The sequence below is a fragment of the Nocardia sp. 2TAF39 genome (assembly GCF_052114905.1).
Lineage (GTDB): Bacteria > Actinomycetota > Actinomycetes > Mycobacteriales > Mycobacteriaceae > Nocardia.
This window is the reverse complement of record NZ_JBFRFQ010000001.1, coordinates 1-13,900: the sequence shown is the minus strand read 5'-3', so window position 1 is coordinate 13,900 and position 13,900 is coordinate 1. Positions and strand designations below refer to the sequence as shown.

Here is a 13,900-nt window from a genome sequence, read left to right as displayed (position 1 = left end):
GGGCCATGGCAGGAGCACTGTGCCCCGGGTCTTTCGACCCCGTGACCTATGGACACCTCGACGTCTTCAATCGGGCCGCCGCCCAGTTCGACGAGGTCGTCATCACCGTCATGATCAACAAGAGCAAGCAGGGCATGTTCAGCGTCGAGGAGCGCATGGAGATGCTGCGGGAGTCGACCGCGCACCTGGCCAACGTGCGGGTGGAGTCGTGGTACGGCCTGCTCGTGGACTTCGCGCGGGAGCAGGGCATCACCGCCATCGTGAAGGGCCTGCGCGACGCGGGCGATTTCGGCTACGAGCTGCAGATGGCGCAGATGAACAAGAAGCTTTCCGGCGTGGACACATTCTTCATCGCCACCAACCCGTCCTTCAGCTTCCTGTCCAGCTCGCTGGTCAAAGAGGTCGCGACATTCGGCGGCGACGTCACCGACATGCTGCCCCCTTCGGTCCACAAGCGCCTCCTGGAGCGCCTCGCCGAACGCAAACGCTGACGGCTCCCCGACCCTGGACCGTCGCGCTGCGTAACGACTACTCGCAACGCAACTCTTGAACTCTCACGCAACAACTGATCTCAGAAGCACATGGGTAACTCGCCGGGGACGGCCGGAACTGGAGCGGCACCAAACGCAGGACCTGAGCGCAAATCCGGTATCGCCTGACTAGTACGGCCTGAGAACCGGAGAGGCGGCGGAGCACATGGGTAACTCACCGGGAACGCCCAAAACCCAACCAGCACCCCACGCAGGACCTGAACGCAAATCCTGCCTCACCCAACTAGTACGGCCTGAAGACTCGGAGAGGCGGGAGAGCGGGGGAGCTAGAAGACCAAGCCTCGCAGGGCCAGGAAGCGCATGCCGCCCACCACAGCGGTGATGGCCAGGATCGCGACGGCTTGGGTGGCGTCCCCGAGGCCGGGCGCCCACACGCCGAGGGCGGCCAGCGCCGCGGTCGTGATGGCGAGGCCGAGCAACGCCAGCCCGCCGCCCTCCCATTGGGCGGTGAACCAGCCGACCCGAGCCGTGGCGTGGAACGTGAGCTGGCGGTGCAATTCGTTGGCGATCATGGTGCTGACGATCGAGCCGACGACGTTGGCGAACAGTGGCCCGGTGCGGTGCATGGCGAAGAACAGCAGTACGTAGGTGACGTTGCTCGACCCTCCGACCAGCGCGAAGCGAATCAGCTGGGCGAAGGCGCGATCACCGCGCAGGTAGTGCGTCAACTGCTCGAACTTGGCCGCGACCGGGGTGATCGGCAACGCGGGGTACAGGCCGCCCGACGGCACGAAGAAGCTGGTGGCGTTCACTCCTGCCGGTCGCGGCAGTTCCAGAACAGTCATCGTCTTTCCGATCGAACACGAGCTTTCAGCAGGACAACAGCGATGTCAGCACCTGTCAACATTCGCGGACGTTGTCCATCCCTTCGGCTTCCTCAATCCGCGGCCCCGGGTGGGCCGCGGTCCGTGCTGAAGATCGTGGTTCGCGACCTTCCAGACGAATGTAACACGAAGCGGAGAGGTAGTCTCCACTTGTTTCTGTGGCGTGGAAGACACCGGCACGACACACCGGAGGTTGACTCGGCACGAGCCGTGACGAGGGGCACACTGGGCCTCGGCGGAGAGTTTTCGCCGTGAGTCCGCAGGAGGGTAGTGAGCATGTATCGCGTATTCGAAGCACTCGACGAGCTGGTCGCCATCGTCGAAGAGGCGCGCGGCATCCCGCCGACCCGCAGCTGCATTGTGCCGAGAGGTGACGTGCTCGAACTGCTCGACGACGTCCGTGATGCGCTGCCCGGCGAACTGGACGACGCGCAGGACGTGCTCGACCATCGGGACAAGATCGTCTCCGATGCCAGGGCCTCGGCCGAGACCACGGTGAGTGGCGCCAACGAACAGGCGGAGCATGCCATCGGCTCGGCCCGCGCGGAGGCCGACCGTATCCTCGCCGACGCCAAGGCGCACGCCGACCGGATGGTCGCCGAGGCGAGCGCGCACGCCGACCACCTGGTCGCTACCGCGCAGCTGGAAGCCGATCGCGTGGTGGCCGACGGTAACGCCGAATTCGAGGCGGTGACCGGTCGGGCGCGCGCCGAATCGGAGCGGATGATCGAGGCGGGCAAGGCCTCCTACGAGCGCGCGGTCGCCGACGGCCTCGCCGAGCAGGAGCGGCTGGTCTCGCAAACCGAGGTGGTGCGCGCCGCCCACGCGGAATCGGCCAAGGTGATCGACGCCGCGCATGCGGAAGCCGACCGGCTGCGTGAGGAGTGTGACCACTACGTGGACGGCCGACTGGCCGAATTCGAGGAGACGCTCAGCAGCGCGCTGCGCACGGTAGGGCGGGGGCGCCACCAGCTGCGTACCGGTGCGGGTGCGCCGGACTACGCGACCGAATATCGCAGGTGAGCGGAATGTCTGGTTTGAGCCGTTGGCGTGTGCTCGCGTATTGTTGAGTGGTTGCCCATTTCCCCTCGATCGTGAGTGAGTTCGTGATGCCCGCCGGTTCCGGTTCCACGTCGCGTTCCCGTTCGGCTCAGCGCCGTACGCCGGACGCGGCTTTCGTGCTGGACACCCGCAGCCTCGGCCGCCGGCCGGGGACCATGCGGGAACTGCGCCGCACCCTCACCACGAATGAGCGAATCGGGCTCGATCTGATCGCCATCCCAGCGGGCGCACAGGTGGAGCTCGACCTGCAGTTGCAGGCCGTATCCGAAGGTGTCCTGGTCACCGGGACGGTGTCCGCACCGACCGAGGGTGAGTGCTCGCGCTGTCTGGAGCCGTTCACCGGCGACGTGAGCCTGTACATCACCGAGCTGTTCGCCTACCCGGACAGCACCACCGAGCAGACCACCGAGGACGACGAGGTCTACCGGATGGTCGACGACACCATCGACCTGGAGCCGGTTGTGGTCGACGCGGTCGGCCTCGAGCTGCCGCTGCAGCCGCTGTGCACGCCGGACTGTGCCGGATTGTGCCCGGAATGCGGTGTACGGATGGCGATTGCGGGATCCGACCACGGGCATGAGATACTTGACCCTCGCTGGGCCGGACTGGCTGAGTTCGCCACCGGATCGCCCGGCAGCGGCAGCCCCGACGAGGGTGCGGCCGACCAAGACCGCTGAGCAACACCGATCAGCCCAATGGCGAGCAAATAGGACAGAGGAGAAGTAGTCGTGGCCGTTCCCAAGCGCCGGATGTCCCGTTCCAACACCAGGTCGCGGCGCAGCCAGTGGAAGGCCACCGCGCCGACCCTGATCACCTGCCCGAACCGCGCCTGCGGCGAGAAGACCCTGCCGCACATCGCCTGCCCGTCCTGCGGCACCTACAAGGGCCGCCAGGTCACCGCGGCAGTCTGATCGTTCGATCTGTCGTATCGACGTGACCGACGAACCCGGCTCGTCCGGTGAACATGCGAGCCTGCTCGCGGCGCTAGGCGTCGACGTGCGGCCGGATCTGCTGCGCCTCGCGCTGACACATCGGTCGTACGCGTACGAGAACGGTGGTCTGCCGACCAACGAGCGCCTCGAGTTCCTCGGCGATTCCGTGCTCGGGCTGAGCATCACCGAGCGGCTGTATCACGAGCACCCCTCGAAGTCCGAGGGTGAGCTGGCCAAGCTGCGCGCGAGCGTGGTGAACATGCGCGCGCTCGCCGAGGTGGCCCGTGGTCTCGGCAATGGCGGTCTCGGCGAGCACCTGTTGCTCGGCAAGGGCGAGGAGCTCACCGGCGGCCGTGACAAGGAGAGCATCCTCGCCGACGGCATGGAGTCGCTGCTCGGTGCCGTGCATCTGCAGCACGGCATCGAGGTGGCCCGCTCCGTGGTGCTGCGACTGTTTGCCGAACTACTCGAGCGAGGGCCCCGGATGGGCGCAGGCCTGGACTGGAAGACCAGCCTGCAGGAATTGACCGCTGAGCGTGGTCTCGGCGTGCCCAGCTACGAGATCACCTCGACCGGGCCCGACCACGACAAGGAATTCACCGCGACCACCGTTGTCGGCGGCCGGGCCTACGGGCAGGGCGTCGGCCGGTCCAAGAAGGAAGCCGAGCAGAAGGCCGCGGGCGCCGCCTACGAGGCGCTGACGGCCGGTGTCTAACTTGCAGCGCGTGCGGCGCTGCGTGTTCGCGGCCCCCTTGTGGCTCGCGTCCGAGCGGCCGCGACTCGCGACTTCGTCGCATGCGCTGCGGCTCGGACGCGAGCCGGGCCCCGAACGGCGCTCGTAAGACTCCCGCCTGGGTGGGTGGTTGGCAGTGCGACGGATGATCTACCCATCCCTGGACGACCATAGGAGTGCTCGTGCCCGAACTTCCCGAGGTCGAGGTGGTTCGGCGTGGCCTCGCCGAGCATGTGGTGGGTCGTGTCGTCGAATCGGTGGCGATCACGCATCCTCGTTCGGTGCGCCGTCATCTCGAAGGTGCCGCCGATCTCGCCGCACGGCTGACCGGCCTGAAGGTCGAGTCGGCCGAACGGCGCGGCAAGTTCCTGTGGCTGACCTTCGACGACCCAGAGGCCGCCTTGGTGGTGCATCTCGGGATGAGCGGCCAGATGCTGGTCCAGCCCGCCGACGCGCCGCTGGAGAAGCACGCGCACATCCGCGCCACCCTCGGCGACGGCACCCAGCTGCGTTTCGTCGACCAGCGCACCTTCGGCGGTTGGGCGCTCGCGCCGCTGGTCGAGGTGGACGGCACCCTGGTGCCCGAACCGGTGGCCCACGTCGCCCGCGATCCGCTCGACCCGCGTTTCGACGTCGAATCCGTGGTCGCGGCAGTCCGTGGCAAGCAGAGCGAGATCAAGCGCGTGCTGCTCGACCAGGGTGTGGTCTCGGGCATCGGCAATATCTACGCCGACGAGTCGCTGTGGCGTGCCGAGATCCACGGCAGCCGTACCGCTTCGGGACTTTCCCGGCCCGCGGTGCGYGGCCTGCTCGCCGCGGTGCGCGAGGTGATGAGTGCGGCGCTCGCAGCCGGCGGCACCTCCTTCGACGCGCTCTACGTGAACGTCAACGGCCAGTCCGGCTACTTCGAGCGCTCGCTTGCCGTCTACGGCCGCGAGAACGAGCCGTGCCGCCGCTGCGGCGCGCCGATCACCCGGGAGCGGTTCATGAACCGCTCTTCCTACTACTGTCCACGCTGCCAGCCGAAGCCTCGCCGCCACTAGCGTGCGCGAGCTACCGTTTCCTCGGGGGCGGTTCGGATGTCAGCCGGCCATGAGGAAGGAAGCATGCGAAAGCTCACCTATTATGTCGCCTCGACCATTGACGGATTCATCGCCACCGAGGAAGGCTCGGTCGACTTCTTCCCGGTCGGCGGGGATCACGGGCCTGCGATCACCGCGCAATACCCGGAAACCCTGCCGACCAAGGTGCGGGAGGCGATCGGGGTCGACCAGCACAATCGCTATTTCGATACGGTGCTGATGGGACGCAAGACGCACGACTTCGGGGTGCGCACCGGTACTTCCAGCCCCTACGCGCATCTGAAGCAGTACGTGGTGTCGACCACCCTGCCCGAGAGCCCCGATCCGGCGGTGGAGCTGATCGCCGAGGACCCGGTCGGGAAGGTCCGCGAGCTCAAGCGAGAGACCGGGCTCGGCATCTGGCTGTGCGGGGGCGGTGAACTGGCGCAGGTGCTGCTCCCGGAGATCGATCAGATCTTCCTCAAGCTGTATCCGATCGTGCTCGGCCGCGGGCGAGCGCTGTTCGGCAACGGGCCGCGGCTGCCGGAGGCGGCCAAGTTCCGGGTGATCACCAGCAGGGTGTTCGAGGACGGGGTGGCCTTCATGAAGTACAGCCGGATCCGCTAGCCCGGTGGCAGGGCACGTTCCGAGCGGGGAGCCGAACCCGGGCGCGACGCCGGGTCCGGTCGAGGCGTTGCGGGAGATCGGCTTCTGGCTGGAACGTTCCCGTGCGGAGACCCATCGGGTCAAGGCGTACCGGCGCGCTGCCGACATCGTCGCCGAGCTGACGGGCGACGAGCGTGCGACGCACCGGAGAGCGCGCAGCTGGCGTGAGATCGCGGGCATCGGGCCCAAGACCGCCGCCGTCATCGAGCAGGCGTACGACGGTGCGGTGCCACGATATCTGGCCGAGCTGAGGGGAGCGGCGCAGCCGATCGGCGTGCCGGGCAAGCCACTGCGTGCGCGGCTGCGCGGCGATCTGCACACCCACTCGAACTGGTCCGACGGCGGCAGTCCGATCGAGGAGATGATGCGCGTCGCGGCCGCCCTCGGGCACGAATACTGTGCTCTGACCGATCATTCGCCGCGACTGACCGTCGCCAACGGACTGTCCGCCGAACGGCTGCGCAAGCAGCTGGACGTGGTCGCCGAACTCAACGAGCGGATGGCGCCGTTTCGCATCCTCACCGGCATCGAGGTGGACATCCTCGACAGCGGCGCCCTCGACCAGGCGGCCGACCTGCTCGCGGAGCTGGATGTCGTGGTGGCGAGCGTGCATTCGCACCTGCGCGACGACAGTACGACGATGACCGAGCGCATGGTGCGCGCGGTCGCCGACCCCAACGTCGACGTGCTCGGCCACTGCACCGGCCGCCTGGTGGAAGGCAACCGCGGCACCCGACCGGAGTCGACGTTCGACGCCGGGGTGGTGTTCGAGGCGTGCCGTGACTACGGCACCGCCGTCGAGATCAACAGCAGGCCCGAACGACGCGATCCGCCTGCACGATTGCTGCGGTTGGCTGTCGAGCTGGGCTGTCACTTCGCCATCGACACCGACGCGCACGCCCCCGGCCAGCTCGACTGGCAAGGCTACGGCTGCGAGCGCGCGGTCGCGAACGGCGTTGCGCCCGAACGGGTGATCAACACCTGGCCGCTGGAGAACCTGCTGGCCTGGACGTGCAGCCACGGAGCGTGACCGTTGGGTTAACTGTTGCCGAACAGTTGGGTCCACGATGTGCTGGACGTCGATCGCCCTCGAGAATGGGGGGCTACACAAATTTCTCGGGGAGTGGGATCAACTGGTGGGCGATCTTTCGCTCGAAATCGTTCTGGCGCTGATCGGTATCGCCGTCCCGATCGCCGCTTTTCTGTGGGAGTTCGTCTTCGCGGGCCGCAGGCGGCTCGGGTACCGGGTGCAGATGGATACGCCGGTCACCGGCGAGATCGCCTCGGTGTTCCCCGGCGTGCTTCCACAGTTGCGTCCCTCGCTCGACGGCGCGAGCCCGGACTTGAAGGACATCTCCGTCGTCCTGGTGCGCATCGAGAACAGCGGCGTGACGACGATCGACTCCCAGGACTACAAGGCGCCGGAAGCGGCCAGGGTCGGGCTGCACCTACGTTTCCCACAGCGCAGGGTGATCGGCATGGCGGTGACCGAGCTGAGCGATCCTTCGCTCGCCGACAACCTGGACATGGACTCCGGCATCGCGGTGCGCGAGGACGTCGGCGGGCACGTCGGCGTGATCGATCTGCCCAAAGTGCCGCTGGGCCCGGCCGAGCACTACAAGATCCTGGCCATTCTGCAACGCTCCGAAGGATCGGGGGAGTATGTGCCGCCGGTGCTGCGCGGGGGAGTCAAGGGTGGTCGCGTCATCGAAACTCGCAGCCGCACCGGCATTTCCCGGATGATGTTGGTGCTCACGGTGTTTCTGGTGACGGTGATTATCGTCCAATTCGTGGTGGCGGCGCTGGAGCCGTCGCCGACGCCGTTGGAGTGTGCCTCGGGGAAACTGGCTGTGGTCGGGTCCTCGGCGTTCGGCCCGGTGGTCCGGGAGGCCGCCGACCAGTACCGGAAGCGGTGCACCGGTGCGGAATTCACGTTCGCCTTCGAGGGGACCGAGCGCGGTCTGGACCGGCTCGTCGAGGAAGGCGCGGGCAACCCGGGGCTGCTCGCGATCAGCGACGGGTCGAAGGGCAACGGGTATCCGACGCTGGTGTACCGTCCGCTCGCACTGTCGCCGTTCACCATGATCGTCCACCCTGGCGTCGGCGTCCGCAGCCTCACGGTCGCCCAGATCCAGGATCTCTATCTGGGCAAGATCGGCAACTGGCGCGAGGTGGGCGGCCCGGACCTGTCGGTCGTGCTGGTCGATCGCATTCCGGGGTCGGGTTCGCGAAATACTTTCGAGCGCAGGTTGCTCGACGGTAGGCAGCTCGATCGCCCGCACGTGAGCTGCATGGCGCTCGAGGGCACGGCCACAACCGGGCCCGCACACTGCGATGTGCGAGTGACCGCGGACATGCGCAAGGCGGTGGCTGAGATCCCGGGCGCCATCGGCTATTCGGAGTTCTCCGAGGCGATCGACGCGGGCCTGCCCACCGTCGCGATCGACGCCGTCGGCGCCGGTCGCGACGCCGTCATCCGGCGCACGTACCCGTTCTGGGGCGTCGAGTATGCCTACAGCAATGGTGAACTGCCCGGCGATTCGCTGGCCGCGAGCTTCTTGCACTTCCTGATCGATCAGGTCGGCAAGGATGTGCTGCGGGCACACGGCAACGCGCCGTGCTCCGATCTGCCCGACCCGGGACGCTGTCTGCCCGACTCGTGAATCTCGCGGTCGCCTACGTGGAGCGGTTGACGAAGCTCGGTGCGCATGGCGTCGCCGACGCGGTGCGGGCCCAGGTCGGGAAGCGCTGCCACGAGGGCGCCCATGCCGGTCTGGTCGTGGTCACCGGGATGGTCAACCTCTGCAACCGCATCGGAGTTCTGCCGCGGATTCGGCCCGGCGTGGATCGAGCGCCACGCGGTCGGCCGGTGATCGGTCCGGCCGCCGATCTGTCGGTGGTCTCGGCCAGGATGGGCGCATGACGGAACTATCGCTGCGCGAGCTGAATCGGACGCTGCTGGTCCGCCAAAAACTGGTGGAGCGGGTCGCGCTGACCCCGTTCGAGCTCGTCCGGCACCTGGTCGCCGTGCAGGGCCAAGAGCCCAACTGGCCCTACGTCGGCCTGTGGACCAGGCTCGCGCAATTCCGGCACGACGACCTGGCCGCACTGCTGCGCGACCGTAAGCTGGTTCGCTCCACCATGCTCCGCCGCACCGTGCACTTGGCGGACGGCGCGGACTTCCGATGGTTGCGTCCGACGGTGCAACCGGTCGTCGACGCCGCGCTGAAGGCGCCCTACTACCGTGACGAGATCGACGGCGTCGACTTGGACGAGCTCGTGGCGGCGGGGCGCGAGCTGCTGGCCGGACAGCGCCTCAGCCGCAGCGATCTGGGCAAGTTGCTCGCCGAGCGTTTCCCGGACCGCCATACGCGCAGGCTGGCCGAAACGGTGGAGCTGCTGGTCCCGATGGCGCACGGCCCGGACACGGGTGCCTGGGGGCGATGGCGTAATCGGTCTGTGACGGTTGGTCTGGCGGAGGAATGGCTCGCGGCGCCGATGGCTGCCGAGCCGCGGCCGGAGACGCTGGTGCTGCGCTATCTGGCCGCGTTCGGCCCCGCCACGGTCGCCGACATGCAGGCGTGGGCGGGCATCACCCGGCTGGCCGAGGTCGTCGACGAGATGCGTACGCGGCTGCGGGTGTTCACCGACGATCAGCATCGTGTGCTGTTCGACCTACCGGATGCCCCCTTGGCGGAGTCGGATCTGCCGGTGCCCGTGCGCTTCCTGCCCGCCTTCGACAACGCGCTGCTCGGCCACAAGGACCGCCGCAGGATCATCAGCGAGGAAGACCGCCGACGCATCGCCAAGGAGGCATCCGCAGGCGTGCCGATGTATCTGGTCGACGGCTTCGTGCACGGACGTTGGTCGATCGATGACGCCACCCTGCGCGTCATCCCGTGGCACCCGCTGTCCGCGTGCGACGAGGCGGCGCTGCGCGCCGAAGCGGAGGATCTGCTGTCGTTCGTCGCCGGGGGCCGGGACGGCATGGTCGTCATCGAGGGCTGAAGTGTCCGATCCGGTGAACTGGTCGATTGGCCGACTTGCAAGTAGCTGGAAGCGTGCTGACGATCGGATCTTTTCGCAAGAAATGTGGTTTGAACGAAATTGATTGAGGTACCTCCCTGTCGGCCCCCCTGATCGCGTCAGTGGTCGTGACCAGGCCAACCATGCCCCATGGACGGCGGTGTAGCTCCGGTCTTCACCCCCGCCGCGGCGGCCACTTAGTTCAGTTCGGCGCCCGGTACTCCGAGTGCTGGGTGGATGCGAGTGCTAACTGGTTGTCCCTGGAAGGAGGGTCATGAGCGCGTTTTCCGCGCCGGTTTCGGCGAAGAAGGCACCGTCCGATGTGCAGATGGCAGCGCCTGAGCTGCTCTCGATAGATCATGTCGGCACCCCGTTCCGCATTGCGATGGTGGTTCCTCCGTACTTCGACGTACCGCCCAAGGCGTACGGCGGCGTGGAGGCCGTGGTCGCCGATCTGGTCGACGCATTGGTGGCCCGCGGCCACGACATCACTCTGTTCGGCGCGGGCGAGCCGGGCACCAAGGCCAAGTTCGTGCCGGTCTGGGATCGGGCGCAGCCCGAGCGCCTCGGCGACCCGTTCCCGGAGGTCGTGCACGCGCTGCGGGTACGCCGAGCGATCGAAAAGCTCGCGGCGACATCGGGTGTGGACCTGGTGCACGACCACACCTTCGCGGGGCCGCTCAACGCCCCCGCCTTCCATCGCCTCGGACTGCCGACGGTGCTGACGGTGCACGGGCCGGTGGAGGACGACTCATACCGGTACTACCGGGAACTGGGCGACGAGGTATCGCTGGTGGCGATCAGCGACCGGCAGCGCGAGCTCGCACCGGACCTGAACTGGGCTGGGCGCGTGCACAATGCGCTGCATGTGGACGAGTGGCCGTTCCGCGTCGAGAAGGACGACTACGCGCTGTTTCTCGGCCGGTTCAATACCTGCAAGGCCCCGCACCTGGCGCTGGAGGCCGCGCACGCGGCAGGCATCCCGCTGGTGCTGGCGGGCAAATGCAGCGAACGGGCCGAGCAGGCATATTTCGAGGAGAAGGTCCGCCCGCTGCTTACCGAAAACGACCACGTATTCGGCCTCGCCGACGCGGCCGCCAAGCGTAAGCTGCTGGCCAATGCGCGTTGCCTGTTGTTCCCGATTCGCTGGGAGGAACCGTTCGGCATGGTGATGATCGAATCCATGGTCTGTGGCACGCCGGTGGTCGCGCTGCGCGGTGGCGCGGTCTCCGAGGTGGTCGTCGACGGCGTGACCGGCCGAATCTGTGACGACCCCGCCGAGCTGCCCGCGGCCATCGCGGAAGTTCGGACGATGGACCCGGTTGCCTGCCGGCTCCACGTGCAGGCGAAGTTCGGTGCCGACACCCTTGGTAGGGGCTACGAGCAGGTGTACCGCAAGCTGCTGTGGTCCAGGAAACGGTTCGGAGCCAGGCCGTTCGAGCCGACGGTCGCCCCGTCGGTCAGGATCCCGGCGAGTGGATTCGCGTGACGGGAACGGCACCATTGAGCCCGGCCCCCCTGAATTCCGGTGAGCCCACCGGATTCGGGGGGTGTGGCTCTGTCACCTTGGTAGAAGGCGGCACCTTCTGCCTGTCGAACCGGCTCGGCGATGTCGAGCTGGGCAAGCCGCACGGCCTGTTCTTCCGGGACGCACGCGTGCTGTCCCGGTGGGAGCTGCTGGTGAACGGCAAACCCGCAGAGCCGCTGTCGGTGCTGAGTCCTGAGGCGTTCGCCGCCAGGTTCGTGCTGCGCAGGCCGCCGCAGGCGGGCCTGGCCGACAGCACGTTGCTGGTGGTGCGCGAGCGGATCGTGGCCGACGGCATGCACGAGTTGCTGACGTTGGAGAACATGGGCCGTGAGCCGACGGCGGTCTTGCTGGAACTGCACGTCGACGCCGATTTCGTCGACCTGTTCGCGGTCAAGGAAGGCCGCGCCGGGCACGCAAGGGCCGACGTGACGGTGGCCGACGGCGAGCTGGTGCTGCACGACCATAGCGACCGGATGCGGGGCATCTCCGTCTCCGCGACGGTCGAACCCGAGGTGATGCCCGGCACCCTGGTGTGGCGGGTGATCGTCCCGGTCGGTGAGTGCTGGCAGACCGAAATCATCGCCCAGCCGACGTTGGGCAACCAGCGGTTTCAAGCGGTCGCCCCCGGCGAGCACTTCGGCGTCAGCGCGCCGGGACGCAAGATCGAGGCCTGGCGGGATACCGCCACCGACATCATCGCATCGGATCCGGTGCTCACCCGGGTGCTGCGCCGTACCGAAAGCGACCTGGGCGCATTGCAGATCCACGACGACACCGGCGCCGGCCGACCGTTCGTCGCCGCGGGGGCGCCGTGGTTCATGACCCTGTTCGGCCGCGACAGTCTGCTCACCGCGTGGATGGCGCTGCCGCTGGAGGTCGACCTGGCGCTCGGCACGCTGCAGCAGCTGGCGGAACTGCAAGGGCAGGAGGTCAATCCGCTCACCGAGGAGGAGCCGGGGCGCATCATGCACGAGATGCGTCGCGGTCCGGCGGGCGGTCAGGTACTCGGCGGCAATATCTACTACGGAACCGCCGACGCGACACCGCTGTTCGTGATGCTCATGGCCGAATGCCATCGCTGGGGAGCGGATCCGGAGGCGATCAGGGAGTTGCTGCCCGCCGCCGACGCAGCGCTGCACTGGATCACCGAGTACGGCGACCGCGACGGCGATGGTTTCGTCGAATATCGCCGCGCGACCGACCGCGGGCTGATCAACCAGGGCTGGAAGGACAGCTTCGACGGCATCAACCATGCCACCGGGAATATCGCCGAGGGGCCGATCGCGCTGTGCGAGGTACAGGGATACGTGCACGCGGCGATGGTCGCCAGGGCCTACTTGGCCGATGCATTCGACGACGCGCGGCTGGCCGGGCAGCTGCGGGAGCGTGCCGCGGAGCTGCGCGGCAAGTTCGCCGAGCAGTTCTGGCTGCCCGAGCGGGGCTGGTATGCCGTCGCGCTGGACGGTGGCAAGCGTCAGGTCGACTCGCTGACCAGCAATGTGGCGCACTGCCTCTGGTCGGGGATCGCCAGTGACGAGCACGCGGCCGAACTGGTGATGCGGATGTCGGGCCCGGAGATGGACACCGGCTTCGGATTGCGCACCTTGGCGTCGAACATGGGCGCCTACAACCCGATGAGCTACCACTGCGGCTCGGTCTGGCCGCACGACACGGCGATCGCGGTGGCCGGTCTGCTGCGCTATCGGCATCTGCCCGGCGCTGTCGAGCTGGCGACCCAGTTGGCCTCCGGATTGCTCGACGCGGCAGCGGTTTTCGACGGTCGGCTACCCGAGCTGTTCTGTGGCTTTCCGCGGGCGCGATTCGCCAGCCCGGTTCCGTATCCGACATCCTGCTCGCCGCAAGCGTGGGCGAGCGCCGCACCGCTGCTGCTGGTGCGTGCGTTTCTCGGCTTGGAGCCGGATGTGCCGACCCGCACCCTGACGGTGCGTCCGCAGCTGCCGCTGACGTGGGGCAGAGTCTCGCTCCGTGCGTTGCGCCTCGGCGCGATCACCGTCGACCTGGAAGCGGAGGGCGGCCAGATTATCGCGGCACGGCTGCCCGACGACTGGCGGTTGGTCACCCGATGACGCGGGCAGGTTGCAGACCGAGGCGAACGGGTATGCCCCCGGGATAAAGACATTGGCAAGCCTCTCGTACAGACACCCACGCGGGCCTGGAGGTGCACGATGCAGACATCGCTGGATACGCGGGACCTGTGGAGCAGTCGGTACCGGGACTGCACCGCAGAGCCCACCACGGATCTCGACATGGACCGTGCGCTGTTCATCCGGAGTGTTCACGCAGGCCACGGTCCGGAATGCCGCCAATACCTCGCGGCGGCGGCCTACTGCCTCGAGCATATGGACGACACCTGACAGAGAGGATGTAGGTGAGCACCTCCCGCCGGGGTCTGACCCACCACCTGACTGACTCGGGGTCTTCAACGGGATCTGTCGGCCTGGGCGGGAGGTGCTCGTGTGCACTCACTGGGTGTGGCGTTGTGACTTCATAGGAGCC

At 67.6% G+C, this 13,900-nt stretch carries 15 protein-coding genes; 14 read left to right on the top strand and 1 reads right to left on the bottom strand.

Annotated features, from left to right (window positions below):
* Positions 1 to 5 precede the first annotated feature (5 nt).
* On the top strand, positions 6 to 491 hold the full coding sequence (gene coaD / locus AB4Z47_RS00075; protein ID WP_441947059.1) for a pantetheine-phosphate adenylyltransferase: 486 nt from the start codon (positions 6 to 8) through the stop codon (positions 489 to 491).
* Between the two features lie 326 nt (positions 492 to 817).
* Here the strand turns inward: coaD and AB4Z47_RS00070 are convergent, their stop codons facing one another.
* On the bottom strand, positions 818 to 1,336 hold the full coding sequence (locus AB4Z47_RS00070) for a GtrA family protein (protein WP_441947058.1): 519 nt from the start codon (positions 1,334 to 1,336) through the stop codon (positions 818 to 820).
* A 315-nt stretch (positions 1,337 to 1,651) separates the two neighbouring features.
* Between AB4Z47_RS00070 and AB4Z47_RS00065 the strand changes: the two genes are divergently transcribed.
* From AB4Z47_RS00065 to AB4Z47_RS00005, 13 genes are all read left to right on the top strand, one after another.
* On the top strand, positions 1,652 to 2,398 hold the full coding sequence (locus AB4Z47_RS00065; RefSeq protein WP_441947318.1) for a DivIVA domain-containing protein: 747 nt from the start codon (positions 1,652 to 1,654) through the stop codon (positions 2,396 to 2,398).
* A gap of 86 nt (positions 2,399 to 2,484) precedes the next feature.
* The gene (locus AB4Z47_RS00060) at positions 2,485 to 3,114 is read left to right on the top strand and encodes a YceD family protein (protein WP_441947317.1); all 630 of its coding nucleotides are present in this window, start codon (positions 2,485 to 2,487) and stop codon (positions 3,112 to 3,114) included.
* Positions 3,115 to 3,165: 51 nt separating this feature from the next.
* Positions 3,166 to 3,348 carry a 50S ribosomal protein L32 gene (gene rpmF, locus AB4Z47_RS00055; protein WP_014987105.1) on the top strand — a complete coding sequence of 61 codons (183 nt, stop codon included), beginning with the start codon at positions 3,166 to 3,168 and terminating at the stop codon, positions 3,346 to 3,348.
* Positions 3,349 to 3,370: 22 nt separating this feature from the next.
* On the top strand, positions 3,371 to 4,084 hold the full coding sequence (gene rnc, locus AB4Z47_RS00050; RefSeq protein WP_441947057.1) for a ribonuclease III: 714 nt from the start codon (positions 3,371 to 3,373) through the stop codon (positions 4,082 to 4,084).
* A 200-nt stretch (positions 4,085 to 4,284) separates the two neighbouring features.
* On the top strand, positions 4,285 to 5,145 hold the full coding sequence (gene mutM, locus AB4Z47_RS00045) for a bifunctional DNA-formamidopyrimidine glycosylase/DNA-(apurinic or apyrimidinic site) lyase (protein WP_441947056.1): 861 nt from the start codon (positions 4,285 to 4,287) through the stop codon (positions 5,143 to 5,145).
* A gap of 63 nt (positions 5,146 to 5,208) precedes the next feature.
* Positions 5,209 to 5,790: a dihydrofolate reductase family protein gene (locus AB4Z47_RS00040; protein ID WP_441947055.1), complete on the top strand. Its 582-nt coding sequence runs from the start codon at positions 5,209 to 5,211 to the stop codon at positions 5,788 to 5,790.
* A 4-nt stretch (positions 5,791 to 5,794) separates the two neighbouring features.
* A complete protein-coding gene (locus AB4Z47_RS00035; RefSeq protein ID WP_441947054.1) occupies positions 5,795 to 6,859 on the top strand; it encodes a PHP domain-containing protein in 1,065 nt (354 codons plus the stop codon).
* Between the two features lie 106 nt (positions 6,860 to 6,965).
* The gene (locus tag AB4Z47_RS00030) at positions 6,966 to 8,492 is read left to right on the top strand and encodes a PstS family phosphate ABC transporter substrate-binding protein (RefSeq protein WP_441947053.1); all 1,527 of its coding nucleotides are present in this window, start codon (positions 6,966 to 6,968) and stop codon (positions 8,490 to 8,492) included.
* On the top strand, positions 8,489 to 8,752 hold the full coding sequence (locus AB4Z47_RS00025; RefSeq protein ID WP_441947052.1) for a hypothetical protein: 264 nt from the start codon (positions 8,489 to 8,491) through the stop codon (positions 8,750 to 8,752). The genes AB4Z47_RS00030 and AB4Z47_RS00025 overlap by 4 nt, the downstream gene beginning before the upstream one ends.
* The gene (locus tag AB4Z47_RS00020; RefSeq protein ID WP_441947051.1) at positions 8,749 to 9,837 is read left to right on the top strand and encodes a winged helix DNA-binding domain-containing protein; all 1,089 of its coding nucleotides are present in this window, start codon (positions 8,749 to 8,751) and stop codon (positions 9,835 to 9,837) included. Before AB4Z47_RS00025 ends, AB4Z47_RS00020 begins: the two co-directional genes overlap by 4 nt.
* A 346-nt stretch (positions 9,838 to 10,183) precedes the next feature.
* Entirely contained in the window at positions 10,184 to 11,344 is a 1,161-nt protein-coding gene (locus tag AB4Z47_RS00015) for a glycosyltransferase family 4 protein (protein ID WP_441947316.1), read from the top strand.
* Positions 11,341 to 13,470 carry an amylo-alpha-1,6-glucosidase gene (locus tag AB4Z47_RS00010; protein WP_441947050.1) on the top strand — a complete coding sequence of 710 codons (2,130 nt, stop codon included), beginning with the start codon at positions 11,341 to 11,343 and terminating at the stop codon, positions 13,468 to 13,470. Before AB4Z47_RS00015 ends, AB4Z47_RS00010 begins: the two co-directional genes overlap by 4 nt.
* Positions 13,471 to 13,569: 99 nt before the next feature.
* Positions 13,570 to 13,758, top strand: coding sequence for a hypothetical protein (locus tag AB4Z47_RS00005; protein WP_441947048.1), 189 nt, complete (start codon positions 13,570 to 13,572; stop codon positions 13,756 to 13,758).
* Positions 13,759 to 13,900: the final 142 nt, after the last annotated feature.